At 60.5% G+C, this 25,308-nt stretch carries 29 protein-coding genes and 1 pseudogene; 16 read left to right on the top strand and 14 right to left on the bottom strand.

Going from position 1 to position 25,308, the window contains the following annotated elements; all coding sequences use genetic code 11:
* Positions 1-231: 231 nt before the first annotated feature.
* The 8 genes from KUF59_RS39145 (at position 232) to KUF59_RS39110 (ending at position 6,660) form a co-directional block, all read left to right on the top strand.
* Positions 232-849, top strand: coding sequence for a DUF5343 domain-containing protein (locus KUF59_RS39145; protein ID WP_258767941.1), 618 nt, complete (start codon positions 232-234; stop codon positions 847-849).
* On the top strand, positions 842-1,429 hold the full coding sequence (locus KUF59_RS39140; RefSeq protein WP_258767939.1) for a Swt1 family HEPN domain-containing protein: 588 nt from the start codon (positions 842-844) through the stop codon (positions 1,427-1,429). The genes KUF59_RS39145 and KUF59_RS39140 overlap by 8 nt, the downstream gene beginning before the upstream one ends.
* A 5-nt stretch (positions 1,430-1,434) precedes the next feature.
* The gene (locus tag KUF59_RS39135) at positions 1,435-1,560 is read left to right on the top strand and encodes a hypothetical protein (RefSeq protein WP_258767937.1); all 126 of its coding nucleotides are present in this window, start codon (positions 1,435-1,437) and stop codon (positions 1,558-1,560) included.
* 257 nt (positions 1,561-1,817) lie between these two features.
* A complete protein-coding gene (locus tag KUF59_RS39130; protein ID WP_258767935.1) occupies positions 1,818-2,225 on the top strand; it encodes a hypothetical protein in 408 nt (135 codons plus the stop codon).
* Between the two features lie 400 nt (positions 2,226-2,625).
* A complete protein-coding gene (locus tag KUF59_RS39125) occupies positions 2,626-3,609 on the top strand; it encodes an AraC family transcriptional regulator (RefSeq protein ID WP_258767933.1) in 984 nt (327 codons plus the stop codon).
* 636 nt (positions 3,610-4,245) lie between these two features.
* On the top strand, positions 4,246-4,449 hold the full coding sequence (locus KUF59_RS39120) for a hypothetical protein (RefSeq protein ID WP_212458513.1): 204 nt from the start codon (positions 4,246-4,248) through the stop codon (positions 4,447-4,449).
* Positions 4,446-5,426, top strand: coding sequence for an ABC transporter substrate-binding protein (locus KUF59_RS39115; protein WP_212458514.1), 981 nt, complete (start codon positions 4,446-4,448; stop codon positions 5,424-5,426). Before KUF59_RS39120 ends, KUF59_RS39115 begins: the two co-directional genes overlap by 4 nt.
* A gap of 229 nt (positions 5,427-5,655) precedes the next feature.
* On the top strand, positions 5,656-6,660 hold the full coding sequence (locus KUF59_RS39110) for an ABC transporter substrate-binding protein (RefSeq protein ID WP_212458515.1): 1,005 nt from the start codon (positions 5,656-5,658) through the stop codon (positions 6,658-6,660).
* Between the two features lie 172 nt (positions 6,661-6,832).
* Here KUF59_RS39110 and KUF59_RS39105 read toward each other — a convergent pair whose 3' ends face one another.
* Positions 6,833-8,629 carry a flavin-containing monooxygenase gene (locus KUF59_RS39105; protein ID WP_212458516.1) on the bottom strand — a complete coding sequence of 599 codons (1,797 nt, stop codon included), beginning with the start codon at positions 8,627-8,629 and terminating at the stop codon, positions 6,833-6,835.
* Between the two features lie 252 nt (positions 8,630-8,881).
* Positions 8,882-9,802 (bottom strand): adenylate/guanylate cyclase domain-containing protein, encoded by a 921-nt coding sequence (locus KUF59_RS39100; protein ID WP_212458517.1) that lies wholly within the window; start codon positions 9,800-9,802, stop codon positions 8,882-8,884.
* Positions 9,803-10,099: 297 nt separating this feature from the next.
* Between KUF59_RS39100 and KUF59_RS39095 the strand changes: the two genes are divergently transcribed.
* The 3 genes from KUF59_RS39095 to KUF59_RS39085 all read left to right on the top strand — a co-directional run bounded on the left by KUF59_RS39095 (position 10,100) and on the right by KUF59_RS39085 (position 13,352).
* Entirely contained in the window at positions 10,100-11,077 is a 978-nt protein-coding gene (locus tag KUF59_RS39095; protein ID WP_258767932.1) for an ABC transporter substrate-binding protein, read from the top strand.
* A 300-nt stretch (positions 11,078-11,377) separates the two neighbouring features.
* Positions 11,378-12,376: an ABC transporter substrate-binding protein gene (locus KUF59_RS39090; protein WP_212458519.1), complete on the top strand. Its 999-nt coding sequence runs from the start codon at positions 11,378-11,380 to the stop codon at positions 12,374-12,376.
* Positions 12,377-12,866: 490 nt separating this feature from the next.
* Entirely contained in the window at positions 12,867-13,352 is a 486-nt protein-coding gene (locus KUF59_RS39085) for a cache domain-containing protein (protein WP_212458520.1), read from the top strand.
* A gap of 206 nt (positions 13,353-13,558) precedes the next feature.
* Here KUF59_RS39085 and KUF59_RS39080 read toward each other — a convergent pair whose 3' ends face one another.
* Together KUF59_RS39080 and KUF59_RS44475 are read right to left on the bottom strand one after the other, a co-directional pair.
* On the bottom strand, positions 13,559-13,714 hold the full coding sequence (locus KUF59_RS39080) for a hypothetical protein (protein WP_258767930.1): 156 nt from the start codon (positions 13,712-13,714) through the stop codon (positions 13,559-13,561).
* Positions 13,715-13,790: 76 nt separating this feature from the next.
* Positions 13,791-13,919 (bottom strand): annotated as a pseudogene (locus KUF59_RS44475) (AEC family transporter); the annotation flags it as partial.
* Between the two features lie 102 nt (positions 13,920-14,021).
* On the opposite strand from KUF59_RS44475, the gene KUF59_RS39075 reads away from it, so the two are divergent.
* Positions 14,022-14,492: a GNAT family N-acetyltransferase gene (locus tag KUF59_RS39075; RefSeq protein WP_212458521.1), complete on the top strand. Its 471-nt coding sequence runs from the start codon at positions 14,022-14,024 to the stop codon at positions 14,490-14,492.
* 75 nt (positions 14,493-14,567) lie between these two features.
* On the opposite strand, the gene KUF59_RS39070 is transcribed toward KUF59_RS39075, so the two are convergent.
* From KUF59_RS39070 to KUF59_RS39055, 4 genes are all read right to left on the bottom strand, one after another.
* The gene (locus tag KUF59_RS39070) at positions 14,568-14,849 is read right to left on the bottom strand and encodes a hypothetical protein (protein ID WP_212458522.1); all 282 of its coding nucleotides are present in this window, start codon (positions 14,847-14,849) and stop codon (positions 14,568-14,570) included.
* 88 nt (positions 14,850-14,937) lie between these two features.
* On the bottom strand, positions 14,938-16,107 hold the full coding sequence (locus tag KUF59_RS39065) for a helix-turn-helix transcriptional regulator (RefSeq protein ID WP_258767928.1): 1,170 nt from the start codon (positions 16,105-16,107) through the stop codon (positions 14,938-14,940).
* A 113-nt stretch (positions 16,108-16,220) separates the two neighbouring features.
* The gene (locus tag KUF59_RS39060; protein ID WP_249140316.1) at positions 16,221-16,394 is read right to left on the bottom strand and encodes a hypothetical protein; all 174 of its coding nucleotides are present in this window, start codon (positions 16,392-16,394) and stop codon (positions 16,221-16,223) included.
* A 103-nt stretch (positions 16,395-16,497) separates the two neighbouring features.
* Entirely contained in the window at positions 16,498-16,884 is a 387-nt protein-coding gene (locus KUF59_RS39055; RefSeq protein WP_258767925.1) for a nuclear transport factor 2 family protein, read from the bottom strand.
* A gap of 224 nt (positions 16,885-17,108) precedes the next feature.
* Here KUF59_RS39055 and KUF59_RS39050 point away from each other — a divergent pair, with 224 nt between their 5' ends.
* Positions 17,109-17,696 carry a DUF4126 domain-containing protein gene (locus KUF59_RS39050; protein ID WP_212458525.1) on the top strand — a complete coding sequence of 196 codons (588 nt, stop codon included), beginning with the start codon at positions 17,109-17,111 and terminating at the stop codon, positions 17,694-17,696.
* Between the two features lie 18 nt (positions 17,697-17,714).
* On the opposite strand, the gene KUF59_RS39045 is transcribed toward KUF59_RS39050, so the two are convergent.
* On the bottom strand, positions 17,715-18,659 hold the full coding sequence (locus tag KUF59_RS39045) for an AEC family transporter (protein ID WP_212458526.1): 945 nt from the start codon (positions 18,657-18,659) through the stop codon (positions 17,715-17,717).
* A gap of 326 nt (positions 18,660-18,985) precedes the next feature.
* On the opposite strand from KUF59_RS39045, the gene KUF59_RS39040 reads away from it, so the two are divergent.
* The 3 genes from KUF59_RS39040 to KUF59_RS39030 all read left to right on the top strand — a co-directional run bounded on the left by KUF59_RS39040 (position 18,986) and on the right by KUF59_RS39030 (position 20,962).
* Positions 18,986-19,249 (top strand): hypothetical protein, encoded by a 264-nt coding sequence (locus tag KUF59_RS39040; protein WP_212458527.1) that lies wholly within the window; start codon positions 18,986-18,988, stop codon positions 19,247-19,249.
* A 120-nt stretch (positions 19,250-19,369) separates the two neighbouring features.
* On the top strand, positions 19,370-19,738 hold the full coding sequence (locus tag KUF59_RS39035; protein ID WP_212458528.1) for a hypothetical protein: 369 nt from the start codon (positions 19,370-19,372) through the stop codon (positions 19,736-19,738).
* A gap of 546 nt (positions 19,739-20,284) precedes the next feature.
* A complete protein-coding gene (locus tag KUF59_RS39030; protein ID WP_212458529.1) occupies positions 20,285-20,962 on the top strand; it encodes a ParA family protein in 678 nt (225 codons plus the stop codon).
* 75 nt (positions 20,963-21,037) lie between these two features.
* Here the strand turns inward: KUF59_RS39030 and KUF59_RS39025 are convergent, their stop codons facing one another.
* The 5 genes from KUF59_RS39025 to trxB form a co-directional block, all read right to left on the bottom strand.
* Positions 21,038-21,187, bottom strand: coding sequence for a hypothetical protein (locus KUF59_RS39025; protein WP_212458530.1), 150 nt, complete (start codon positions 21,185-21,187; stop codon positions 21,038-21,040).
* Positions 21,188-21,312: 125 nt separating this feature from the next.
* A complete protein-coding gene (locus KUF59_RS39020; RefSeq protein ID WP_212458531.1) occupies positions 21,313-21,462 on the bottom strand; it encodes a hypothetical protein in 150 nt (49 codons plus the stop codon).
* A gap of 357 nt (positions 21,463-21,819) precedes the next feature.
* A complete protein-coding gene (locus tag KUF59_RS39015; RefSeq protein ID WP_212458532.1) occupies positions 21,820-22,728 on the bottom strand; it encodes a 4-hydroxy-tetrahydrodipicolinate synthase family protein in 909 nt (302 codons plus the stop codon).
* 440 nt (positions 22,729-23,168) lie between these two features.
* Positions 23,169-24,092, bottom strand: coding sequence for a LysR family transcriptional regulator (locus KUF59_RS39010; protein WP_212402277.1), 924 nt, complete (start codon positions 24,090-24,092; stop codon positions 23,169-23,171).
* Between the two features lie 5 nt (positions 24,093-24,097).
* Entirely contained in the window at positions 24,098-25,063 is a 966-nt protein-coding gene (gene trxB, locus KUF59_RS39005) for a thioredoxin-disulfide reductase (RefSeq protein WP_212458534.1), read from the bottom strand.
* Positions 25,064-25,308: the final 245 nt, after the last annotated feature.

The raw sequence follows: 25,308 nt of genomic DNA, 5'->3' as shown, positions 1-25,308 counted from the left end.
CACCGAACTGTACTAGCGACATCAAGTACTTACGCCAGCATTCAAAATCCACTCCAGACAGAGCTACCACGAACCCTAACGACCGTCCTTCGTCAGCGGAAGGGCACGTCCGCATGTGCCCACGAGACGTCTGAGGCGTTCGGTCCAAAGACTGGGGGGCAAGTCCTAAAATGACTCCAGCGTTGCCAACGGCGAGGGTATCGTCGCGCAATTCTAAACTGGGAGTTGTAGATGGCTTTGCCGGATGTCTATGTTCAAGTTTATGGGCAACTTCCCGAAGTTTTTAAAAGACTATCGGATGGCCAAGCCCCCGATAAATTCACACGGCAGTACGTCAAGGATCTCGGCTTTCAATCGGCAAGTTTTCATGCGCTGATTCCCCTTCTAAAGAGTCTCGGGTTTCTAGCTTCTGACGGAGCGCCCACCGCGAGATATCACGCCTATCGTGATCAATCTCAGGCTCGCAGGGTAATGGCCGAGGCATTGCGCGAGGCATATTCCGATCTCTTCACAATCAAAGCAGAACCAACAGAGGCGGACCGCGCGCTTATCGAGGGCAAATTTAAGAGCGTTCACAATACCGGCGAACGCCCAGCCAAGCTCATGACCAGTACATTTCTGTCGCTCCTTCCTTTGGCAGACCTGAAGTCTGCGCCCACGTCAAAGGCGACAGAATCAAAAATGGAGATAAAGGCGGAAAAGGCAGACCATCTGCACGCGGACGACCGACGGTCTGCGTCGCACCGTCCCACGCTCCACTACAATATTCAGATTCACTTACCCTCTACAAAGGACGTCGAAGTCTTCAACGCAATCTTCAAATCTTTGCGGGAGCATCTTCTTGACTGAGCAAAGGCGAGCCCTCCGCGACTTCATGTTCCGCGGATTGATGTTTGAATCAGAAGCGGCGACATTTCAGTCAGCAGGCATCCAGGTTGGAGCAGACGTTGGGCAGGCCGAAGAGCGATTGCTCTCAGAGGCTCTATCACCGTTTGGGCTCGTTCGTCGCAACCAAGCGCTGGAAATGGGCAGGCTTTACGTTGTGCTTCATTGTTTTGAAAACGAGGTTCGTTCCCTGATCCGTGAGACGCTGGAAGAAAAAGAAGGACCAGACTGGGTTGAAAAATTGCCACCAAAAATCAAAGCCTTCGCTGAAGGCCGCCAAAAGGCAGCACAGGATGATTCATGGCTTGAGGGCGAAAAATCTGACCTCTTGGGCTTTACAGATTTCGGGCATTTATCATCGATCATCGTCGATAAGTGGCAACATTTCGAAGACATAATGCCCACACAGCACTGGCTAAAGCAGCGCCTAGATGAACTCGAAAAGACGAGGCACTTCATTGCCCACAATAGGGTTCTGCTACCGACCGAATATCAGCGGGTCTATATGTACATCGCTGACTGGAATCGCGTGGTAGGACTTTGATCGGATTGCCCTGCCGATCACAGGCTCCGGGTTTTTCCTTCACGACGACGACCACCACCACCGACAACGTCACCGCCGCCAGCAGCGTGCCCAGCGCGACCGCTCCCGACACCGGGTTCACCAGCCGCTGATACTGAACCGCAAAAATATAGGCGTGCGCGTCGGACGGCATGGCCGCGAGCAGCCCGACGCCGCCGGCCGCGGGGCAGGGGCATGAGGAGTGAACATCAGGCGCCGCTGGCTTGGAGTGAGCCGGCCGCCAATCTCGTCATGGATCGAAATGGAACGCATCCCGGAGTCTTGCGGACATCGCGATTAACCTGACGTTAGTTGTGGTGATGGCGAGATGGACGGCTTGTGAACACTCGGGCGAAGAGGTTTCTCTTCCATGCTCAGGGACGGCACATACGCGGCCTGGTTCAAGACGCCGCAGGGAGAGGGCACTGGCATCGTCCACGTCGCCGACGGCCGGATCTGGGGCCGTGATGGCGTCATGACGTACAAGGGATCGCTTGAACGCGATGGAGATCGCTTCACTGCGATCGTCGTGACGAAGAAGCATACCGAAGGGCTAACAACCGTTTTCGGCAATGATGTCGAATTGAAGCTCAAGCTGTCCGGCACGTGTCTCGGCAAGGTCGCCACTTACGTCGGCTTTGCCGATGAGTTCCCGGGCGTGCTGCTCGAGGGGAGGCTCATTTTCAACGAGCAGCAGGCGCAGGCATCCGAGCCGACGGAGCCAGCCAAATTCGATCCGAATAAATTGCCGAAACTGCAGAAGCGCCCGGTGCGTTGACCGGTGGCATATCGGTCAGACAAACTTTTGAACTCCCTGACCGATGCCGCGCGCGATCAGCGCCGCCGGCGAGCCCGCCTGCGCCAGCAGCTCGATCGTCCGCTCGACGACGGGATGCAGGTCGAAATTGGCACCTTTCGGACCTGACGCCCCGCCTGACGATGTCGGTTCTTGAAGGGAAAGCGGACTTCCCGGTTGTGCGTCCTGACTTCCGAGTTTGACCCAAAGTTTCCGTGTCACAATCGGTACATTGATTTAGGTCAAACAATCTCACATTGATCACAAGTTACGGCGGAGCTAAGGTACAACTACGCGATAATATTGCCTGTTCTCCTGACTGCTCGTCGATTTTAGAAGCAGTTGCCCAACCGAATATTTTTTGGGGGGGAAAAGAGTGGCGTTGAGTAGAGTTTTCAGTCTTGATGATCCATCCGCCTGTCAGGCGGTTTTTCCTTTTTGCGATGTCGAGCTATTACCCACAGCGAAGGGGAATTTCCATGCCGAAATCGCGCAAATCGGCATGAACGGGCTTTGGATGCATCGTATCCACATCTCGCTGCCCGAGATCAATACTGTCGCCGTAAAGCCTGGCCGCAGATCGTTTGGCTTTCTTACCGAAAGTAATTCATCATCGTTTCTGGACTGCGGCCAGGAAGTTCGGCCCGGCGACATCGTCTTGAACAGGCCTGACGTCGTACATCAACGATCTGATGCGGACTTTCATTATGGAACGGTGTCCCTTCCATCTGGTGATCTGGCCGCTGCTGCCAAGGCCATCATCGGCCGTGAACTGCCGGAGAAACCTTACAAGTCCACTATTCGCCCGCCTTCTGCGTTGATGTGTCGACTACTAAAGCTGCACAAGAGCATAGGGCAGCTCGCTCATGACACCCCAGACATTCTGGAGCTCCCGGAAGTGACCCGGGCGCTAGAGACTGAGCTAACTCACATCCTGGTGAGGTGTCTCGCCGAAGGCCACCCTCTGGAGCGAACCGCAGGCGGCTGCCGTAAGGATCGCATGCTCACCCGTTTCGTGGAATTCCTGAGGGCAAATCCCGACCGGCCACTCTATCTAACCGAGATTTGCGCCGCCATCGGCGTCGCAGAGCGAACACTTCGCGCGTCCTGCGAAGAGCATATCGGCATGGGCCCAATCCGCTATCTCACCTTGCGGCGAATGCACCAAGTACGGCAGGCGCTCCTGCACTCGCATCCGTCCACGGCAACCGTTACCCGGACTGTGACCGACCATGGCTTTTGGGAGCTTGGGCGCTTCTCGGTTGCGTACCACGCGCTGTTCGGAGAGTCTCCGTCGGAGACATTGCGTCAACCCAGGTGGCATGCAGTCGCGGTCTCTCATCCCTCCGCGGTCGCTGACACGTAAATGACAATCTTCGACCTCGCTCCAAACTTGTCCGTCATTTTCGATTTTTGCGAGAGCTGAGCCATGAAATGCCCCAAGCAGTCGTTTGCCGTCGTCTGCGTACTCTTAGCAATGCCTCTGTCCTTGAGTATTGGAAGACTCAATGCGCGCGATGCCGATTTCGCCTTAGCAGCCGCTCAGACGGCTAAACGGCAATGCATAAATACCTGTCGTGCACGCTATCGCGACTGTCGTCGTCTGAACCAGTTGCCATCCTTCGAGTGTCGGGGTGTTTACCAGGACTGCACCCGATACACTTGTACTGGTTTAGGACCAGGATGACCGACGGGGCCTTCTGCCGTCGTCAGCGGCAACGCCAGCGTCCGACGTCTCCATCCTTCCAGCTCTGCTGACCGCGTCGACGATCTGACCGAATGATGGTGCGCTGCATGAGTCCGGATGTGGCCCGTGCCTGACCTCTGCCCAGAGGGCTACAATGTCTGCTTTCAGGAGATAAGCGTACCGGTCAAGCAGGTTGTCGAAGTCAGCCTTTGACCCATCTGAGACCCAACAATAATTGGCGGTCCGGGGATCCGCACGACTTCCAAGAGTTGGGATTGGGCAGTTAAACTGCCGCTGTGGTCGATGGAGGCGGTCATGCGACGGCGTGATTTCATCGGACTCATAGGCGCGACCGCGGTGACTGTCCCTCGGCTGGGGTATGCCCAGAAAAAAACGGACATGCTGTCGATCGAGCAGGCCAGCAAGTTTATCCTCGCTGTCAATCTCAAAACCGCAAAGGCGCTCGGCATTGCCGTGCCCGCGAACTTGCTGGCAATTGCCGACGAGGTGATCGAATGAGGCGGCGTGAGTTTTGTCTCGGATTGTCTGCCGCTCTTGCGACGAGTGCGGCGCCGGCCCCGACGCAGGGCGCGAAGCGTCCCGTCGTCGGTTGTCTGGGTCTAGGATCGCTCAAGGATGTGCGCACTAATTTTGGCGGCGTTCGGCGTGGTCTGGCCGAAACAGGCTTCGTCGAGGGTAGCGACTACGAGGTCGAGTATCGCGCCGCCGACTACCAGCCAGCTGCACTACGTGGCCTCGCGACGGAATTGATCGTTCGCGACGTGGCCGTGATCGTCACGCTCGCCAGTCCCGCGCTGCCGGTGGCTCAGGCAGCGACCAAGTCGATTCCTATAGTGTTCCTGACAGGGTTCGATCCGATTGCGAACGGCTTCGTTGAGGGTCTAAATCGTCCCGGGAGCAATCTGACGGGTGTCTTCATCCTGACCGCACCACTTGGCCCGAAACGTCTGGAGATCTTGCGAGAACTAGTCCCGGCTGCACAGTCGCTGGCCGTTCTGTTGAGCGCGTCGTCGTTGCGCTTTGCAAACCTGAAAGAAGATTTGAATGCGGCGGCGAAGTCTCTGGGGGTGCAGTTGCTTATCCAAGAGACCGACTTGCCGGGTGAATTTGAGGCCGCCTTTGAGGCCGTGGGTCGCGCCGGCTGTGAAGCGCTTATGGTCGGAGGCGATGCGGTCTTTACCAACAATCGTGCTGCCGTCATTGAACTCGCCGCGCGGCATCGAATTCCTGCGATCTATGCAGAACGCGACTACGCGGCGGCTGGGGGTCTCGCGAGCTACGGGCCAAACTACGGCGAGGCCTATCGTCTGCTCGGAACCTATGCGGGCCGGATCCTTAGCGGCGACAAGCCGGCAGACTTGCCGGTACAGCAGGTCACGAAGGTCGAATTAGTTCTGAACGCAAGAACCGCTAGGGACCTGAACATGACGTTCCCGCTTGCGTTACTCGCCCGCGCCGACGAGGTGATCGAATAGGTTTCGCGTGCTGCGATGCATGAGTCTGGATTTGGCCCCGAGCTGACCAACGAACGAGCCGTCGCCATGTCGACAGTCTGCGGGAGACCGGACGTTGTACGATGGTTACGGTGACCGCTGCTCGTGACCCTGAGCGGTCATCCCTGTCCCCCAGCAAGCGATACATTGCTCGCTTTCGAACGCCGCTCTTCGCGATTATGATGTCCCTTCCCCAGTCTGGGGCGGCAACATGAGACGTCGCGATGTTGTCAAGGCGATTGCTAGCCTGGCGGCTACTTGGCCGCTCACGACCCGCGCGCAGCAGCCGGGCCGGGCTTATCGCTTGGCTATCCTGGCTCAAACCGATCCGATCGATATTCTGACGGGGACGAGAGGTGAATTTTGGACCGCCTTGTTCGAAGAACTGCGCCGGTTGGGATATTATGAGGGGCAGAATCTAACCGTGGAGTGGTACTCGTCCGCCGGCGATGCGGAGCGGGTTTCGCAGCTTGCCCGTCAGGTCGCGGCAAACAAGCCTGACATTATTTTTTCCCCCGACACCCGGATGGCCCGACTGCTCAAAGCGACAACAAGCACGATTCCAATCGTCGTGATCGCAGATGACCCTGTCCTCCAAGGACTCGCGGTCAGCCTGTCGCGTCCGGGCGCCAATATCACAGGTTTCAGTATAGGTGCCAGCCTAGAGCTAATAGCAAAGCGCCTCGAGCTGCTGAAAGAGGCCGTTCCCGCGGTGTCGAGGATAGCTTGGTTGCTGTCGACCAGGGTATGGCAAGGAGTCACCGAACGGGCCTCTCGAGAGGCGGCCGAGACTGCTGGACTCACATTGATCCCCGCAGTTTTGGCTTCTCCTGTGGACGAACGCGAATTTCGACGCGTCTTCGCAGCGATGGCCCAAGACCACGTGGATTCGCTCTATGTGGCGGCGACCATAGAAAATTTGCAGTATCGGCGGCTCGTCGCGGACCTGGCTGTCGAATTAAGGCTCCCGTCAGTTTGTTTCTACCGCGGAAACGTCGAAGCTGGCCTGCTCATGGGCTACACGATTGACATGATCGAGCTATACCGCGGCTCGGCTGGCTACATCGATCGCATACTCAAAGGTGCCAATCCGGCGGAGATGCCGGTTCAACAGCCGACCAAGTATGAACTCATCATCAATCTTAGGGCCGCGAAAGCGTTGGGCGTTACTCTACCGCCGACACTGCTCGCCCGCGCCCACGACGTGATCGAATAGCGATGCCTATTTGCTGTACTGCATGAGTCTGCGTTTGGTCCCTTTCCGACATGGCGGATCAAGTCAGCGATGTCGGCTCAGCGAGACAAGGCGGACATTGCGTTGGCGGGTGCGGAGACCCGGAAATGGCATGGGCTCGCAATCCGCGAGCCCCGCTGTGCACTCGGCAATTTCAGGCCTTGTGATGGACTGCCTGCAGGCCGTAGACCGGCGTCGGGATGCTCTCGTAGCGCGCCTTCAACTGCAGGGAAAGGAATTGCGAGTAATGTCGCGACTGATGCAGATTGCCGCCGTGGAACCATAGGCCTTCCTGCTGCGTCGGCTTCCACATGTTGCGCTGCTCACCTTCCCATGGGCCGGGGTCCTTTGTCGTATTCGAGCCGAGGCCCCAGACCTTGCCGACTTTGTCGGCCATGTCCCGACTGACGAGATCGGCGACAAAGCCGTTCATCGAGCTGTAGCCGGTGGCATAGACGATCACGTCCGCTGGCAATTCCTTGCCGTTGTCGAGCCTGACGCCGTTGGGCGTGATTTCCTCGACCTGTCCAGCGAACAGTTTGATTTTGCCGTCAATGATGAGCTGTGAGGCGCCGACGTCGATGTAATAGCCCGAGCCGCGGCGCAGATATTTCATGAATAACCCGGAATCGTCGTCACCGAAGTCGAGCCTGAAGCCGGCCTTCTCAAGCCCGGCATAGAAAGCGGCGTCATCCTGGCGGATCTTGTCGTAGACCGGCTTCTGAAACTGATTCAAGATCCGGTAGGGCAGCGAAGCGAAGATCAGATCGGCCTTTGCCGTGGTCATTCCGCTGCGGACGGCACGTTCGGAATAAAGATCACCGAGGGTCGCCATCAGCGAATCCGAGCGCACAATGTGCGTCGTCGAGCGCTGCACCATCGTTACGTCGATGCCGGCCTCGTACAGCGCAGCACAGATGTCATGGGCCGAATTGTTCGAGCCGATCACCACCACCTTCTTGCCTTTGTAGCCGCCGGAGCCGGGATGGCGTGAGGAATGGTGTTGCTCGCCCTTGAACGCTTCCATGCCCTTGATTTTCGGCATGTTCGGCTTGGCCGACATGCCGGTCGCGAACACAAGCTGCTTGGGCCGCAGAGTAATCTCCTTGCCATCGCGTTCGACGATGACGGTCCATTCCTTCCTGGTGTCGTCCCAACTGGCGCGTTTGGCCACGGTGTTCGTCCAATAGTTCAGCTCCATGACCTTGGTGTACATTTCCAGCCAATCGCCGATCTTGTCCTTGGGCGAGAACACGGGCCAGTTCTTGGGGAAATCGATGTAGGGCAAGTGATCGTACCAGACGGGGTCGTGCAGGCAGAGCGACTTGTAGCGGTTGCGCCAGGAATCGCCGGCGCGTGCGTTCTTTTCGACGATGATCGTCGGCACACCGAGCTGGCGCAGCCGCGCCCCGAGCGCAATGCCGCCCTGTCCGCCGCCGATGACAAGCACGTAGGGCTGGGTCTTGAAGCCGAGTTGCTCGACTTCCTCGTCACGCAGTTCCTTCCAGGTCTTGGCGCCGGGATTGACGCCGTGCCTGGCGCCGAGCGGTCGGCTGAAGCCAGCCTTTTCCTCATGTGCCTTCAGTTCGGCCATGGTCGTCAAGAGCGTCCAGATCTGACCATTCTGCAGGCGGATGAGTCCATATCCGCGCGCGACATCGGTCTCGAACGTGATCCAGGATTCAGTCACGCCGCCGGCCTCGGTTGGCGTTTCACCTTCGGCGATTTTCCAGTTGTGCGGCTTCACATGCGCGAGGCAATGCGCGAGCATGTCGCGGACCTGATCGCGGCCTTCCATGGTCTTGATGTTCCAGGTGAAGGCAACGAGGTCGCGCCAGTAGCATTCCGGAGCGAACATTCCGACGGTGGCGTCGAGATCGCCCGCCGCAAGCGCGGCTTCAAACTTGTCGAGGAAAACCTGGACGCGCGCGCTAAGCATGGTGTCGAGCATCGCTTCCTCCCGGATGTCGTTTGCAATTTTTTCTGCGCAGGCAGCGTAACCTTACCCCAACCATCGCGGGAATCCAGACTCGCGCGGCAGGGTTCCCGGTCGGCTTCAGCGCCTCTCAGCGCTCGCCTGCAGCAACACCGCTTGGGTAGATCGGACGTGGCTGGCCAACTGCAAGAACTGTCGAGATTGGCCCAAAGGAGCCATAGCAATTGCAGCCGCGCGGCGCTTCCCACACTCGGCCAAGCGGCGGAGCTAGCGCAAGATGAAGGCGGTCAATAGCTCGGCTTTTCCCTTCAGGCCCAGGGTGGTGCGGTCCGCCTGGGGCTTCTCCCCGGAAAGCGCGCAGTAAACCTTCTCCGAAACCAGGATCTCGTTGGCTCGGGCCGCACTCTGCAGGCGTGCAGCCGTGTTCACCACGTCCCCGATAGCAGTAAAATTCTTCGCCTCTCCCGTGGCCAGCGAGCCGACTTGCGCCTTGCCCATGTGCATTCCGGCGCCAACCGGCAACGACTCCGCGCCCTGCCGCACCGCGTCGACCAGCCGTCTCGTCGCTGCGAGCATGATGTCCGCGGTTCTCGCGCCGAGCGAGGGCATATCCACGACGTAGATGGCCATCACCTGGTCCCCGATGAAGTCAACGAAGGCGTCATCGGAGGTCAGCACGCGATTGGCGCTCGCATAGAAGCGGCTCACCAGGTCGGCCGCGTCGCTCGAGCTGTGGGTCTCGGACCACGAGGTGAACCCACGCAGGTCCGCGAAAAGCACTCCAACTTCCAGTTCGTGGGTTGTTGTCGGCAGGGCCTCGAAGCAGCTCCGGCAGTAGTGTGGGTTCGCCGCCGACGGTCTGATGCCGATCACTTTGCCGACGCCACCGAACGGCACCATGCAGAACCTGCATCGCGGGTCCGATGGCAGTAGCCTGAGCATTCGCCGGTACCTGCCCACGAATCCAGTCTTGCACAGGGGCAATATCAGCGGGTGGTCTTGCGTCGATAGCCGTCGCACGACCCAGGCATCGTAGTTGCAAATCAGCGAGATCAGTCCCAGGAGGAGCGGCACGAGCAGGAGAAGGCCGATCCAGATGGAGACGTACACTGCCACAAGGATCGCAAGCAGCACCGCGATGATTTCGAGGCAGGCCACGCCGATCTCGAAGTATCTCGCCTTCGCCATAGGCGCCACCAAGTGAGCCGACCGACAGACGCCGTCAGGTCCACGATTCCGCCGGTAATTCCTGAAACGGGGGACCGGACCCGCGTTTCGCGATCCGTGATCTTATACCAACCTCAGGTCTGCTTGAATCGAAATTAGCGGTGGGATTGCGGTGTCCTTGCGACTTACCAGGCACCGGATGCCAGAGACCGGTCATGGCCCCATTGCGGAAGTCGGGTGGGCCAAAATGCTGTGATGCACGACACGTCTTTTCGACGGCGTGGTAAGGTGTGTCATCCTCGCATGCAGGGAATACCCATGAGGCGACGGGAGTTCCTTACGCTGCTCGGCGGAATGGCTACGGCGTGGCCGCTCGGGGCGCGCGCGCAACGACCACGAAAATTCCCCTTTGTTGGAGTGCTGGTGTCCGCGTCACCACCTCATCCGTTCGCCGATGCATTCTGGCGCGGTCTGCACGCCCTCGGCTACTCGGATGGTGAAAACATCAAGGTCGAGTTTCGCTATACCGATTTGCGAAGCGATCGTGCCAGGGAGTACGCCGAGGAACTTGTCCGACTGAGCCCCGATGTCATCGTTGCGCATTATGCGCAAGCGGTTTCGGCCGCCATGGCAGCCACGCGAACAATCCCGATTGTCATGGCTCCGCACGGCGCGCCCTTACAGTTGGGCGTCATCGATAGCTTGGCTCGGCCTGGTGGAAACGTCACGGGTCTATCAGGAATGGATGCTGAGATCGGAGGCAAGCGCGTGGAGCTCCTCCGCGAACTCATTCCGAACCTTCGCTGCATCGCAGTTCTCGCCGCGACCCTGACCACAACCCCGTATAGCGGACCCTTCGTAGAGGACCTGCGTTTGGCGGTCACAAGAGCTGGCCTCCGGTTTGAGCCGATACTGATCCCGGGCCCCAGCGAGTTCCGAAGCGCCTTCGCGACCATGGCTAAGGCGGAGGCGCAAGCGGTGATCGTCGTGCCGTTCTTCGATCCACACCAGGTGATCCTTGTAGAGCTCGCGGCCAAGCACCGGCTGGCGTACATGTCGGGTAGCCGGGATGCCACGGCGGCAGGGGGCTTGGTCTCCATGGCTGCCAATTTTCCGGAACTTTACCAGCGCGCCGCGTTCTACGTCGACAAGATCCTCAAGGGCGCCAAGCCCGCCGATCTACCGGTGGAGCAGCCCACAAAATTCCAGGTGGCGATCAATCTGAAAACGGCGCAAGCGCTCGGCCTGGCGATCTCACCGACATTGCTGGCCCGAGCCGACGAGGTGTTCGAATAAGGTACTTTTTGCTGCGGCGCCTGGGTCTGCTTGTGGACCCTGAGCGGACTCGCCCAACAACGAGTCTGAAAGCCCACCCGCATCCCACTCAGGGTGCTATAGTCTCGCCGTCACCAATGCCTGCGGTTCGGGCATATGAGGCGTCGCGAGCCTCTGCTAACCGTGCCCGCTGCGATCGTCCACTGCGTGGGGTGAAAGCGGCGCCACGAAATTTGAGCTCGTCATCAACCTCAAGAAGGCCAAAGCTATCGGTCTCACCGTCCCACCTTCGTTGCTCGCCCGCGCTGACGAGGTGATCGAATGAACAAGTCGATTAGTTTTCAGGGTTGGCGGCTTGGCCATATTTTGCTGGTCATAATCCTCTCGCTCTGGGCCATTCATACTGTCGAAGCGCAACAAAGTTCGAAGGTCCGCCGCGTGGGCTATGTTGCCACTGGAAACGAAGAGAACACGCGCGAACTTAGGGAAATCGCACGCCGTACTTATGCCGACCTTGGATACCGCGAGGGTAAGAACCTGAGAATAGATATGCGGTATGCAGAGGGACGGTTCGAGCAAGGGCCGCGCCTCTTCACGGAATTGCTGGAAGCGGATGCCGAAGTGCTGGGGACGAGTGGCTATCAACTAGCCGCAGCGGCCACACAAGTGACTCGGAATGTCCCCGTTGTCGGAGTCGGCTGCGGGATCGAGCTGTTGGCCACCAGCCTAGCGAAGCCGGGTGGCAATTTGACGGGGGTGACCTGCCAGACCCCCGATCTGGCGACGAAACATCTCGAGCTGTTTCTGGAGCTGTTCCCTGGAGAACGACGCGTCGGTGTCCTGTACAATCCCGATGCGATCTACACCCTCAAATCAGCAGAGGAGTTGACACGCGCGGCTGGGGGGCTGGGAATTGAAGTGTCATCGATGCGAGTACGGCGGCCCGAAGAGATCGAGTTCGCCTTTGCCGATATTGAAAAACAGAGAGCACGCGCAATAATCCTCGCGACCGATGCGCTGTTGTTTGCAAAAAGGGAAAGGTTGGTCGCCCTCGCCTCCATACATCGAATTGCCGTGATAGCAACATTCCGCGAGTTCGCTGAGCATGGCGCAATCGTGTCCTACGGCAGTAAGCTCAAGAACCTCGTTCGCAGACAAACTGAAATGATCGTCAGGATCTTAGAGGGCGCAAAGCCCGCTGACATTCCAATCGAGCAACCGACGAGTTTCGAGCTGATCATCAACCTCAAGACCGCCAAAGCGCTTGGCCTCGACGTGCCGCCATCTTTGCTCGCCCGCGCCGACGAGGTGATCGAATAGAGACTCCTGATTGCTGCAATGCATCAGTCTGGAAGTGGCCCTTCTCGGACGTGGCGCGATGTTCGCGTGAAGTCCGTAGCGCGCTGCAGTAGGCCAGCGCGAGAAGAACTTGACCGAAGCAAATTGGCTTCGCGCTCGCGATGCGGTACTACCATCCAGCCACGATCACCACCACCGGCAACGTCGCCGCCGCCAGCAGCGTGCCGAGCGCCACCGCGCCCGACGCCGGGTTCGCCAGCCGTTGATACTGATCTTGCACAGTCTGACCAGAGGTTCAGTGCGTCCAGCCTCAATCTCAACCATTGCAAAAGTTTAATGTTGTTGCCTGTGTCCGTCGTCGACGCGGACATGACGCTTGCCTCGCACCGTGCTCAGTTGGAGCGGCTTCTCAAGATGCCTCCTCGGCAGTATCGTCTTATTCGTCACGAAAGGGGGCGATAGTCCAACTCCAATTGGCAACTTTTTTGCCAACTATGATCGGGAGATCGCGATGAACACGAAGGCTCCAGCCATCGGCTTCATAATTGCTGCATTGCTTGCGGCTGCTTCGCCGGCAATTTCCCAAGATGCTCCACCGCTTTCAGAGCAAGCAAAACAAACCAAAGCGCTGGTCGATAAGGCTGCGGTGCTGGTCGATAAAGATGGCAAGGCAGCTTTTACCGAGTTCAGAAAAAAAGACAGCGAGTGGTTTCACGGCGCGACATATTTGTTCGCCTACGATTTGAAGGGCAACGTATTGCTCAATCCCGCTTTTCCGATGCGCGAAGGGACCAACGTGAGCGGTCAGAAGGACGCCAAGGGCAAGCTGTTCCATAACGAAATTATCAAAACGGCCGAAACTAAGGGATCGGGATGGGTCGACTATATGTTTCCCAAGCCCGGACAAACCGAGCCGTCGCAGAAATGGGCCTATGTGAGCAAAGTGACGATCGATGGAGTTCCGGGCTTAATAGCCTCAGGCTTTTATCCCCAGTGAGACTGGGATGATCCTTTAAGAACGTATGGGTCCGCTGCCGCCTCGGTTGGCGGCCTCTCTCAAATCATATGAGCGATGTCCGTTCGTGGCCGTTCTCGGAGCTAGCGCGATGTTCGCGTGAAGTCCGTAGTGCGCTGCAGAGCGGGCGGAGGTCAGCGCGAGAAGAACTTGACCGATGCAAATTGGCTTCGCGTCGCGATGCGACGCTACGATTCCGCAACGATCACCACCACCGCCGGCAACGTTGCCGCCGCCGGCAGCGTGCCCAGCGCCACCGCGCCCGACACCGGGTTCACCAGCCGCTGATACTGGACCGCAAAGATGTAGGCGTTCGCGCCGGTCGGCATCGGCGCGAGCAGCACGACGACGGCCGGCAGCTAGCGGCGGCAGGTTCAACAGCTTTGCCAGCACGAACGCGACCGCCGGCATCTCCGAGAGCTTGAGCGCGCACATCGCGACGACGGTGAGCTTTTCGCCCTTCACCTCGAAGCGGAACAGGTTGATGCCGAGCGCGATCAGCGCGGCCGGCGAACCCGCCTGCGCCAGGAGTTCGATCGTCTTGGCCATAAGAGTGCTGAGTTTGCTCGCAGTGTTCCGGTTTAGGATTTGACTAGCATCAACTTTGCAGGGAGATTGTTAATCTACGAACTTTTGGTAAGGGGCCCTGCAATGATAGTCCGCGTCATGGCGCCGAGCGATGCTGACGCAATTCACGCCATCCACGGCATGTGCCTCGAACGCACGCTATTGGGCCGCTATACCCGCGCGCAGATTGAGGCATGGATGGCAGGTCGGACGCCTCAGGGCTATCTCCGGGCAGCGGCAGCCGGCGAACGCTTTTTCGTCGCCGACGATGCTGGGCAGGTGATCGGTTATGCCTGTTGGCAAGAGGACGAGTTGCTCTCGCTCTTCGTGCATCCCGATTTCCAGCGTCGCGGCGTAGGGTCGGTTCTCCTGTCCGCATGTCTTGAGGATGCCACGCGGAGGGGGGCGATCATTTCGATCGTGAAGTCTGTGCTCGGGGCAGAAGAGTTCTATGACCGTCATGGATTTGTAGTTGTTGGCTCGGGCTCGACCACCAAGCGGGGCGTGACCATTCCCGACACACGGATGGAGCGCGTGGCTTGCGAACAGGGGTGAAGCAGACCAGTTGCGCTCGCCCTGAGTTCTTCGGCCTTTGACCCTAAGTGGAAATTTTGCGCATGTCAGCGCAGCTCATATCGCATTCGGCGGCTGATCGATAACGTTTGCGCGGATGTGGTACTTTTCGAGTAGTCCCTCAACGTGCTCGCGGCAGCGACGAACATTCCTCGTCTTGATATCACTGATCGTTACGCTGTCTGTTGCAGCATCGGCCTGCTCCATCGGCAAATGGCCTAGTTCGCCCAGTGTCAAGCTCAGCTCTTCAGCGAAGTTGCGCAAATCGTGTATGGCCAAATTTTGGTCCAACCCCGGTGCTGTTGGTATCTCGAAATCAATTCGGATCGAGCGGGCCATGCTTCTTTTTCCGAGCGTCAATGACAGCTTGCTCAGCCGACTATGGTCGGGCGTGTCAGTTAAACAATCGTAACCGATGATCGCTGGCCTACTTTGCGATCTTGTTGAGGAGGGCGATCAGCTCTCCCTGTCGGTGGGTGTCGGTCTTCGCAAAAATAGCTTTTAGGTGATTTCGCGCGGTTTCCAGGGCCACTCCCAATTCGGCTGCAGCCTCTTCCAGCGAGGCGCCATTGGCGACACGGATGCCGAGCCTGGCTTGTGCCGGGGTGAGGTTGAAGAGCTTGACGATCAGCTCCTGGCTGAACGTGGCGGACCTCTCCAGGTCCTTGAGCACGAGAATAGCGCGCGCGCCCAGAAACGGGCTCCGTGCGGCCGGCGGGACGGGCAGGAGCTGCAGCACCAGCGGCCTTCGTGACGTGCGATTGATCACCACGGGCGAAAGACGTGCGGCTTGCAGATCCGACATGAGCCGGAGTTGATCTGTCCGTCGGATCAGCTCGGTATTCGCATCCTTGTCGGTCAGCGAGAGCCGACCGCCGCGAACGACCAATTCACGACCGAGATAGGTTTCAGCCTTGTTGTTGATCCCAAGCAGGCCGCCGCGGCGGTCGATCGCAAGCGCCGGCCGCTCCATCAGATCGAGCGCGTTCGTAAGACTCGCAATGGCCGTTCGACCGACGGCGGTCGAGAGCGTCGCAGCCTCGGTCAGCCGCGACGAAAGCTGTGACAGGATAGCGACTTCATCGCCGTCGAACATACCTTGTTGAGGGGGTCTCTGGATCGTGAGACCCCAGAGCGCCGGGCCTGCGCGGAAACCAACCGCCGCAAACCATTTCAGCCCCCACTCGCCAAGCGCGGCGTAAAGAGGATCCCGCAGCATTTCGGTTTCGGATCTGAACAGGTCCGCGTCCGTGACCACATTCGTCCTGGTCAGCAGCAGCGGCACGCCTCGTTTTGCGCGGACGTCACCCACGTGCAAGTTGTTCTGAAAATAGCCCTTGTCGAAGAATTCCGCGACGGACGCGGTCCGCGGAATGTCTTCGGTTCGGATGTCGCTCTGAAGCATTGCGGCGCCTGTTGCGCCGACGGCTTTGCAAATATCCTCCATCAGCGTCGACCACTGCTGAGGATCGAGAACAGCCTCTCCTATGTGGCGACTGACGTCCTCAAGTTTTCGCTTGTCGACCAATTCGCACCCTCCCCCAAAGGTGTTTTCGATAGGACGAGCAAATTTCGCGTGAGAGCAGTCCGGGAGCAAGTCCGCCCGCAAGTCTATAGCGGAAAACTCAAGACTTGCCGAAACTTACGGGCCAGGATGGGTAAAATGATGCTCCTTCGCAGGTGAGATTCAGTTGTCATGCGCTCACGGAGCTATGGCACCCCCGCTACGATCACCACCACCACCGGCAACGTCGCTGCCGCCAGCAGCGTGCCCAGCACCACCGCGGCCGACACCGGGTTCACCAGCCGCTGATACTGAACCGCAAAGATGTAGGCGTTGGCGCCGGTCGGCATGGCCGCGAGCAGCACGACGACGCCGGCCATACGAAGGCGACCGCCGGCATCGCCAGCAAGTTTGAGCGCTCACACCAGGCCGCTGCTGAGCTTCTCGCCTCCCTGGCGCGATTCAATCCAGACCCATCGCGCGTCAGGAGATGATGGCCTTGACCAGCGCAGTGTCCGCAAACTCGACCAGCTCGACGATCTTGCCATCCTGAAACTTGAACAGGTCCAAAATCTCGGTGCTGAAAACCTTCCCGCTTGGATTATGTCGGATGACCATTCGGGACTGGACTGCAACGCGATTTCCGTCGACCAGCTCGGTCAGGATCTCGCGCTTCTGGAAATCGAAATGGGCGATGAATTGACCGAAGGCCTCACGCAGGGTCGGGTGCCCCTCCACACTTCCTGTCAGGTGGAGCGCGCTTCTGTCGCCCACCAAGTTGAACGAGCCTTGGGGATGAAAAGCTGCAACCAGGCCCTCCAAATCACCGTCGCCGCGCGCGGCGTAAGCGCGCTTGATGACGTCGAGCATTTCCTCGCGATTCCCCATAGCCGCCTCCCGTGATGGTACCATCGCAAAATAGCGACCTTTGCGTGCGAAGGCAAAATCATAATAGGGGGCTCACCCCGCCACGATCACCACCACCACCGGCAACATCGCCGCCGCCAGGAGCGTGCCCGGCACCATGGCACATCTCGGAAATCGGGCGTCGACCCGCTAGGATGGTCGCGTCCTATCGTCCGATTGGGGATCTCATGTCGAACTCCGATCTCGTGTTGTCGATCGCGCTCGGTGTCGGCCTTGCGGCCGCGACGGGTTTTCGCGTGTTTTTGCCGATGCTGGTTGCTAGCGTGGCGGCCTATACCGGTACGCTTCCGCTGGGCGACGGTTTTGCGTGGCTCGGAACACCCGCCGCGATGCTGATGCTGGGCGTGGCGGCGCTCGTGGAAGTCGGCGCCTATTTCATTCCCGGCGTGGACAATCTGCTCGATGTCATCGCCGCGCCCTTCGCCATGATCGCCGGTGCCATTTTGTCGGCGGCGACGATGGCAGACCTGCCGCCGATGATGAAATGGACCGCCGCCATCGTCGCCGGTGGCGGCACGGCCGGAATCGTGCACGGCGTCACCGCGGCGGTGCGCGCCAAATCGACGGTGATGACGGCCGGCCTCGGCAACTCGACGGTCGCGACCGCCGAACTGGGCGGTGCGCTCCTCGTTTCAATTCTTGCTTTGGCCGCGCCGGTCGCGGCCTTCGCGCTCGTCGCTCTCATGCTCTGGCTGGCGATCCGCTTGATCCTGCGCCTGCGCCGGCCGGCACCTCGCTCCGATGCACCCGGATGACCGAGCGGCCGTCGCGCCTCAGTGCACCCCCGCCACGATCACCACCACCACCGGCAGCGTCGCTGCCGCCAGCAGCGTGCCCAGCGCAACCGCGCCCGACACCGGGTTCACCAGCCGTTGATACTGAACCGCAAAGATGTAGGCGTTGGCGCCGGTCGGCATGGCCGCGAGCAGCACGACGACGCCGGCCGCGGTCGGCGGCAGGTTCAACAGTTTTGCCAGCACGAAGGCGGCCGCCGGCATCGCCAGCAGCTTGAGTGCGCACATCGCGACGACGGTCAGTCTTTCGCCCTTCACCTCGAAGCGGAACAGGTTGATGCCGAGCGCGATCAGCGCCGCCGGCGAACCCGCCTGCGCCAGCAGCTCGATCGTCTTGTCGACGATGGGATTGAGACCAAGACCGGTGAAGCGCCAGACGACGCCAAAACCGATCGCCAGCATGATCGGGTTGCGCGCGAGATCCAAAATCACCGGCCCGATGATCGACACGGCCGAGCCGGTCTGCCTGCGGTCGACCCATTCCATCTGCAGCGTGCCGCAGAGCCAGAGTAGCGGCGTGTTGACCGACAGGATGAGGGCTAGGGGACCGGCGGCCTGGCTGCCGAGCGCAGAGAGCGTCAAGGGAATGCCGAGCATCACGATGTTGCCGTAGACCGAGCCGATCGCGAACACGACGCCGTCCTCGCGATCCTCGCGCCGCGCGCGCAGCAGGGCCGAGAGCGCCAGCGCCGCGATCCAGGTGATGGCGAGCGCGCCGTAATAGGCGCCCCACATCCGCCAGGGGCTGACATCGGGGAATTCCGACACGACGATGGTGCGGAAGAGCAGGGCAGGGATGGCGATGCTGAAGGCGAATTCGGAGATGCCCTTGTGCGCGGTCTCGGAGACGAAGCGAAACAGCACCGACGCATAGCCGGCCGCGATCAGGGCAAACACCGGCGCGACGATCAACACAGTGGCCATGCGGCCCTCATTTCATGGCGATACCAGCCGACGAACCCCCGCGCCACCGATGATGGCATTATGTACCCGATTTGCCCGACGTGTCAACCGAATTTCGTAAAATCAGCAACTGACGGCGCGGGCCCCGCCGGCTACTTTGCATGGGGTTGTTTCGATGTTTTTGTTTGAGGGGCCTGCGAGCCGGAAGGCCGAACCTGATCTCGCCAGCGCTGCCAAGGGTTTACCCCTGATATCACGGAGTTGTGCCCGGCATGCTACTCCCGGCGGGCCGTCCCGGTGCCCAAGTCATCGGGAGTGGACCGGGCGACAGCGGTTGCGGGTTGGGTATGGAGTTGTTCGAGGTCGTCTTCGAAGCGGCTGACGTCGTCATCGAACTCGTACTGAGGCTGATCGAAGCTGTCTTCCGCCTGACCCTTTGGCTGCTTGATCTGCTCGGATGGCTGCTCTCCCGCTTCCGCCGCTGGCTCGACCTGCTGCCCGATCGCGATCCCTCGCAGTTGTCCATGCTGGGCAAGATCGGCCGCGGGCTGCTCGCAGGCAGCGTCAGTCTCAGCCTTTTGGTGCCCTTGGTCTGGCTGGTCTTCCGCTAGAGCACGGTCGGGCGCCCTGTTGCCCGGAGCGCACAGGGGCGAAATGTCGTCACCACCTTGCCTTGCCAAGCCGCAGGCGTTCGCCCATCATTTGATTCGACTTTGGCGATGGGGGGATGGATGCCGGCGTTCCGCTTGGGGAGTTTTGCCTGTGCCGCGGCCTTTGCGGCCGCGCTCACCGTTCTGATCCCGCCCGCGACCAGCCATGCCTATACGCCGGAGCAGGAGCAGGCCTGCACGCCCGACGCGATGCGGCTGTGCGGCCAGTTCATTCCGAACGTCGACGCCATCACCGCCTGCATGATCCAGAGGAAGTCGCAGCTCTCGCCGCAGTGCCGGGCCCACTTCCGGCCCGGCCCCGAGCCGGGCGAGGCCGCGGGACGGCCGACCAACATCAAGCCGGTCGCAACAGCGAAGAAGCCCAAGCCGGTCGCAACCAAGAAGACGACGAGCGCGAGCAAGAAGAAGAAGCCGAAGACCGAAGGTTAGGCTCTGGCGGATCGATCCGTTCCCAAGTTGAAACTGCGCTCCCTCCGTCATGCCCGGGCAGAAGCGCGAAGCGCGTCTTCGCGCTAGATGTCCCGGGCATCCACGTTCTTCGTGCGGCGGGAAAGGTCGCGGATAGCCGGGACATAGGCGAGCGGAAGCGACGCCGTCCTTCGGACGCCTATGCCCGGCCATGACGGTGTGGCCTCGCCTGAGTCAAAATGACTCAACGGACTCTGTTTGTTCGCGTCGAGCCGCCGGTTGTCTGCAGCAATTACCAGGCGGATCGGACGGAAAAGAGTCGAAAATCGGTTTGCTCGGGCAGGTTGCGTTCCGCTTCGGCCCAATCGGATGCTCAAAAAGCGCACGATTGCCTGCCCGACAGGCTATTCATGGCGGTTTGTGTCTGCCTCGCGCGGTACAGTGTGACTCAAAAGCCAACACGCCTGTTATTTCGTGGCGCCGACGCAACTCCCGGTAAATTTTTCTTTCACGAATCAGCGCGCTGATTCATTTTCGTGACCTGGGGTCAATCTGGAGGCCAGAGGTATGAACGTTATTGTTTTCGCATCGCGTAAGGGCGGCTCGGGCAAGAGTACCCTGGCCGCACATCTCGCAGCGCAGATCAAGGCGACCAAGCCTATCCTGCTCGTCGACGCGGATCCGCAGGGGTCCTTGACGCTGTGGCACAAGCTGCGCGGCACCAACGAACCGCCGATCAAGGCCGCGGTGAATTCTGTCAGCGGTATCGTCTCCGCTGCCAAGCGCGACGGTTATGAGTGGGTGTTGATCGACACGCCGCCGAATCTCTCGGCCGTCGTCGACGACGCGATCCGCAACGCCACGATGGTGATCATCCCGGCGCGGCCCGGCGTGTTCGACGTCAACGCGGTGCAGGAAACGATTCAGATGTGCCGTGCGGCGCGCAAGCCCTACGCGGTCGTGCTGAACGGTGCACCCGCACGCCGCGACGAAGCCGAAAGCCCGATCGTCACCATCGCCCGCGAGGCGTTGACGAAGTTTCGCGCACCGGTGTGGGGCGGTCAGATCACCAATCGTTCGGATTTGTTGATGGCACTGAGCCACGGCGAAGGCGCGCGCGAATATCAGGCCGAGAGCCGGGCGGCACAGGAGATTGCAAGGCTGTGGGCCGCGATCGAGCGTTCGGTCAAGGCGATCCGCGGCACGGTGTCGGCCTCGGGCGCGATGCACAAGCAGGCAGCGTAAGTTTCAATTTCTTCATTGCCCGGCGGAAACGCGCGGTCGTCCGCGCGTTTTGCGTTTCTGCCAGTGTTGAGGTGGCTACGCCACCATCAGCACGTAGAACACGATGACCGGCGACAGCGTCAAAATCACCGACCAGATGCCGGCGGCCCAGAGAATGTCCTCGGTGGTAAAGCCCTGCTGATCGGCGGCCTGATAGACAGGCGCCAAATTACCTTCTGTATTCACGATCGCCCCCGCGATTTCTTCGCTTATGGGCTCAGTGATACCAGCGCCGGCTTAAAATCCCGGTCGCGATTTCGCTCGCATTTGAACACAAGCACTACCGCGGATTAACCACGGCAGCGTCTGTATCAGCCGGCGAGCCAGACGCGAAACAGCAGCACCGGCATCAGGCCGAGCATCACGGCCCAGAAGCCGAACGACGAAATCACCAAGATTCCCTGCAGCAGATCGGCAGGCGCATAATTCTGCGCAATGCCGTCGCGGTGACGAAGCCCCATGGTTTCCCCCTCTGATTTTTATTCTCGGGGGAAACGATAGGACTCGATGCGTAAACGAGACGTGGATGCGTCATGCGGCAATGCGATAGGGATTCACGCGGGGTTAACCACGGTGCTTCTTACCCTCCCCTGGAGGGGTCCGAGACGAGCGTAGCTCGCTCGTGGGTCGATCGCGCGCAGCGCGAGCGGGGTGGGGTGACGGTCTCTCCACATCGAGCAGTGCCCGTGTTGAGAGATCACCCCACCCCGTCTCACATTACGCTTCGCTCCATGTGAGCCGACCCTCGCGCGAGCTCCGCTCGTCGCGGACCCCTCCAGGGGAGGGTAAGCGCGCACCGTGCATCGGATCGAAGAACGCTACGCCGCCACCTTCACCCTGCGCTCGATCTCGCGATCGAGCGTCGCTGCGAGCTCGCTGCCGATCTCCACCATCGGCAGGCGCACCTCCGGGCTGTCGATCAGGCCCGTGCGCCACAGCCAGTACTTTGCCGGCGCCGGGCTCGGCTCGGTGAACAAGAGCCGCGTCAGCTCCGCGACCTCCTGCCAGCGCGCAAGCGCGGCATCGGCATTGCCGCGCTTCAATTCGCTTTGCACGGCGGCGAAGGTTGCGGTCTCGATATGGGCCGAAAGCAAAATGCCGCCGTCGGCGCCGTCGCTGAGCGCCTCATGGTAGTTGGCGTCCTCGCCGGTCAGCACGCGAAAACCCTTGGGACGGTCGCGCAGCAAGGCGATGGTCTGGTCGCGGCTCGCGCAGCAATCCTTCAGACCGACGATGTTTGGATGCTCGGCAAGACGGAGCAGCGTCTGGTTCGTCATGTTGACGGCGGTGCGATAGGGGATGTTGTAGAGCGCCAGCGGCCAGGCGGCGTGATCGGCAAGCCGCTCGAAATGCGCCAGCAGTCCGCGCTGCGAGGGCCGCACATAATAGGGGCTTGCGATCAGATAGCCGTCGATCGGCCAGTCGGCGCTCTCGTCGAGGCGGTCCTGCATCGCCTGCGTGTCGGCGCCCGACAGCCCCAGCAGAATCGGAACGCTGCGGCGCGCGGCCGCCATCTCGTCGCGCACGGTCGCGACCAGGCGTTCGAGCTCAGCGGTCCGCAGTGTCATGCCTTCGCCCGACGTCGCGCCAAGGATGAAGCCGTCGACGGCCTCTGCCGTGTAGTGGCGCGTCAGCCGCTTGAGCGATGTCTCGTCGAGGCGGCCGTCGCGAAACGGCGTGACCAGCGGCAGCCAGAGGCCGCGCAAATGATGTCGCAGATCGGTCATGTTCCTTCTCCTGTCAGTTTGGTCTGCGACGGAGGGCACATGAAAAAACCCCGTCCAGACGGCGGGGTTTTGAGAATGCGGCGATGACGACGTAGCTACTGCGCGCAAATATCCCAAGGCCCCGGATGGGGGCCTTTTTTCGAGATGGCTGCGCACGACTTCGTGATCATTGGCAAATGATGCGCGGGCTGCGCGGAACTGTCAACACGCGCGGAAAGCGAAGGCCGAATCCGACAGAAAAAAAGCCGGGCCCGAAAGAGCCCGGCTTAGGTATTGGCCACGTGAGGCCGACACAATCACCTTCCAAGAGGGATTACTGAACGCTCGCGCCACTGGAGGAGGGGGACAAATGCGCAACGCGAAAGCTCAGCGTGAAAACAGTATGGGCTCGCCTGACGCCTTGCAGCAACCGCCGAGGTCGCATGTCAGTCATGCGGAAATCAGGACGGCCAGCGCTGCGCCTTGCTCACCACGAAGTCGCGGAACACCTGCACGCGCGCGACGGTTTTCAGCTCTTCCGGATAGACAAAATACGTATCGAGCTGGATCGAATCCGACTCGCCGAAGAGCTGCACCAAGCGGCTCTGGTCCTCGACCAGATAGTCCGGCAGTGCCGCGATCCCGAGTCCCTGCTGACAGGCGCGCACGAGGCCGAGGATGTTGTTGACCCGGAAATAGGCCTCGCGCGGGCCGCTGCCGTTGCGGGCGGCTTCGACAAGCCAGTTGCGGTTCTGCAGATGCGGCGCGAAGTTGCCGTCCGAGAGCGTAATGATGCGGTGCGCATCGAGCTCCTCCAGCGTCCGCGGCGTGCCAAAGCGCTTGATGTATTCCGGCGAGCAATAGGCATGGAAGCCCATCGCAAAAAGCTTGCGCTGGATGAGATCCGGCTGCGTCGGCTTGCGGGTGCGGATCGCGACGTCGGCCTCGCGCATCGAGAGGTCGAGCTCCTCGTCGGTGACGATCAGCGAGATCCTGATCTCCGGATAGAGCGCGGTGAACTCGCCGAGACGCGGGATCAGCCAGTTGATGCCGACGCCGGGCGTGGTGGTGATCTTGAGGTCGCCACTCGGCCGCTCGCGGCTGTCGGTGAGTTTTGCGCGCGCCGCCTGAAGCTGCATGAACACGTCATGCGCGGTGCGGAAGAGCAGGTCGCCCTGCTCGGTGAGGATCAGGCCGCGGGCATGGCGGTGAAACAGGGAGACCGAGAGCTCCTGCTCCAGCGCCGAGACCTGGCGTGACACCGCTGATTGCGACAGGCCGAGCTGTTCGCCGGCATGCGTGAAGCTCCCCGCTTCCGCCGCAGCGTGGAACACCTTCAGCTTGTCCCAATCCATATCTGTAAATCCGTCGCGTGATCTGGGCATGATCTCTATTCCGCTGCGGCGCGCTCGCTGGCGCGCAGGGCCAAGTATCGTTCGGCTTCCAGTGCCGCCATGCAGCCGAGGCCGGCGGCTGTCACGGCCTGACGATAGGTCTCGTCGGCAACGTCGCCTGCGGCGAACAGGCCCGGCACGGAGGTGGCGGTCGAGTTGGGGGCGACCTCGACATAGCCCGACGGTTTCAGTTTCACCTGTCCTTTGACGAGCTCGGTCGCGGGTGCGTGCCCGATGGCGATGAAGATGCCGTCGGTCGGCACGTCGGTCAGCGCGCCGGTCTTGACGTTCCTCAAGCGAACATGGGTGACCTTGTTCGGGTTCTCGGTGCCGCAGATCTCGTCGACGGCGGAGTCCCAGATCACCTTGATCTTCGGGTGCTTGAACAGACGCTCCTGCAGGATGCGCTCGGCGCGGAAATGATCGCGACGATGCACGATGGTGACCTGCGAGGCATGGTTGGTGAGGTACAGGGCCTCCTCGACTGCAGTGTTGCCGCCGCCGACCACCACGACGTTCTTGCTGCGATAGAAGAAGCCATCGCAGGTGGCGCAGGCCGACACGCCGCCACCCTGGAACTTCGCTTCCGACGGCAGCCCGAGCCAGCGCGCTTGCGCGCCGGTCGCGAGGATCACGGTGTCGGCGAGATAGACGTCACCGCTATCGCAGGTGAGGCGGAACGGCCGCTGCGCGGTCTCCAGCTTGGTGACGAGGTCGGAGACGATCTTGGTGCCGACATGCACCGCCTGCTTCTCCATCTGCTCCATCAGCCACGGGCCCTGGATCACGTCGGCGAAGCCCGGATAGTTCTCGACGTCGGTGGTGATGGTGAGCTGGCCGCCCGGCTGGATGCCCTGGATCAGGATCGGCTCGAGCATCGCACGCGCGGCGTAGATCGCCGCCGTGTAGCCGGCGGGGCCGGAGCCGATGATGACGACCTTGGCATGGATGGGCGCGCGCATGTTGACCGGTGCCTCTCTCTCGGGGGAGTTGCAGCGCGGGCGCGGAAAGTGCCTGGGAAGGCGCCGCGGAGGCGCTGAAATGTCAGAGCTAATCTAAGCCTTCCAGCCAGCTATGCAAGAATTGCAGCCCATCACTCCGAATTTTCCACCTTGGAACGAAAGTCCTGTGCGGTGCACGCGCAATAAAATTGCGCATCTTCGCCAGTCTGGGCTATGAGGATTGCGACGAAGCCATCCGATACCGC

Source organism: Bradyrhizobium arachidis (genome assembly GCF_024758505.1).
Lineage (GTDB): Bacteria > Pseudomonadota > Alphaproteobacteria > Rhizobiales > Xanthobacteraceae > Bradyrhizobium > Bradyrhizobium manausense_C.
This window is presented reverse-complemented; position numbering and strand designations above follow the sequence as displayed.

What these genes read in the sequence shown, in the direction of transcription:
- KUF59_RS39055 (WP_258767925.1), bottom strand. Translation starts at nt 16,884, where the DNA reads ATGCTCGACGTCATCAAGCGCGCTTACGCCGCGCGCGGCGACGGTGAT.
- KUF59_RS39010 (WP_212402277.1), bottom strand. Translation starts at nt 24,092, where the DNA reads ATGCCCAGATCACGCGACGGATTTACAGATATGGATTGGGACAAGCTG.
- KUF59_RS39035 (WP_212458528.1), top strand. Translation starts at nt 19,370, where the DNA reads ATGCCGGCGTTCCGCTTGGGGAGTTTTGCCTGTGCCGCGGCCTTTGCG.
- KUF59_RS39100 (WP_212458517.1), bottom strand. Translation starts at nt 9,802, where the DNA reads ATGGCGAAGGCGAGATACTTCGAGATCGGCGTGGCCTGCCTCGAAATC.
- KUF59_RS39060 (WP_249140316.1), bottom strand. Translation starts at nt 16,394, where the DNA reads ATGGCCGGCGTCGTCGTGCTGCTCGCGGCCATGCCGACCGGCGCCAAC.
- KUF59_RS39090 (WP_212458519.1), top strand. Translation starts at nt 11,378, where the DNA reads ATGAACAAGTCGATTAGTTTTCAGGGTTGGCGGCTTGGCCATATTTTG.
- KUF59_RS39040 (WP_212458527.1), top strand. Translation starts at nt 18,986, where the DNA reads ATGGAGTTGTTCGAGGTCGTCTTCGAAGCGGCTGACGTCGTCATCGAA.
- trxB (WP_212458534.1), bottom strand. Translation starts at nt 25,063, where the DNA reads ATGCGCGCGCCCATCCATGCCAAGGTCGTCATCATCGGCTCCGGCCCC.
- KUF59_RS39015 (WP_212458532.1), bottom strand. Translation starts at nt 22,728, where the DNA reads ATGACCGATCTGCGACATCATTTGCGCGGCCTCTGGCTGCCGCTGGTC.
- KUF59_RS39075 (WP_212458521.1), top strand. Translation starts at nt 14,022, where the DNA reads ATGATAGTCCGCGTCATGGCGCCGAGCGATGCTGACGCAATTCACGCC.
- KUF59_RS39130 (WP_258767935.1), top strand. Translation starts at nt 1,818, where the DNA reads ATGCTCAGGGACGGCACATACGCGGCCTGGTTCAAGACGCCGCAGGGA.
- KUF59_RS39085 (WP_212458520.1), top strand. Translation starts at nt 12,867, where the DNA reads ATGAACACGAAGGCTCCAGCCATCGGCTTCATAATTGCTGCATTGCTT.
- KUF59_RS39115 (WP_212458514.1), top strand. Translation starts at nt 4,446, where the DNA reads ATGAGGCGGCGTGAGTTTTGTCTCGGATTGTCTGCCGCTCTTGCGACG.
- KUF59_RS39030 (WP_212458529.1), top strand. Translation starts at nt 20,285, where the DNA reads ATGAACGTTATTGTTTTCGCATCGCGTAAGGGCGGCTCGGGCAAGAGT.
- KUF59_RS39110 (WP_212458515.1), top strand. Translation starts at nt 5,656, where the DNA reads ATGAGACGTCGCGATGTTGTCAAGGCGATTGCTAGCCTGGCGGCTACT.
- KUF59_RS39145 (WP_258767941.1), top strand. Translation starts at nt 232, where the DNA reads ATGGCTTTGCCGGATGTCTATGTTCAAGTTTATGGGCAACTTCCCGAA.
- KUF59_RS39070 (WP_212458522.1), bottom strand. Translation starts at nt 14,849, where the DNA reads ATGGCCCGCTCGATCCGAATTGATTTCGAGATACCAACAGCACCGGGG.
- KUF59_RS39020 (WP_212458531.1), bottom strand. Translation starts at nt 21,462, where the DNA reads ATGGGGCTTCGTCACCGCGACGGCATTGCGCAGAATTATGCGCCTGCC.
- KUF59_RS39045 (WP_212458526.1), bottom strand. Translation starts at nt 18,659, where the DNA reads ATGGCCACTGTGTTGATCGTCGCGCCGGTGTTTGCCCTGATCGCGGCC.
- KUF59_RS39050 (WP_212458525.1), top strand. Translation starts at nt 17,109, where the DNA reads ATGTCGAACTCCGATCTCGTGTTGTCGATCGCGCTCGGTGTCGGCCTT.
- KUF59_RS39105 (WP_212458516.1), bottom strand. Translation starts at nt 8,629, where the DNA reads ATGCTCGACACCATGCTTAGCGCGCGCGTCCAGGTTTTCCTCGACAAG.
- KUF59_RS39095 (WP_258767932.1), top strand. Translation starts at nt 10,100, where the DNA reads ATGAGGCGACGGGAGTTCCTTACGCTGCTCGGCGGAATGGCTACGGCG.
- KUF59_RS39120 (WP_212458513.1), top strand. Translation starts at nt 4,246, where the DNA reads ATGCGACGGCGTGATTTCATCGGACTCATAGGCGCGACCGCGGTGACT.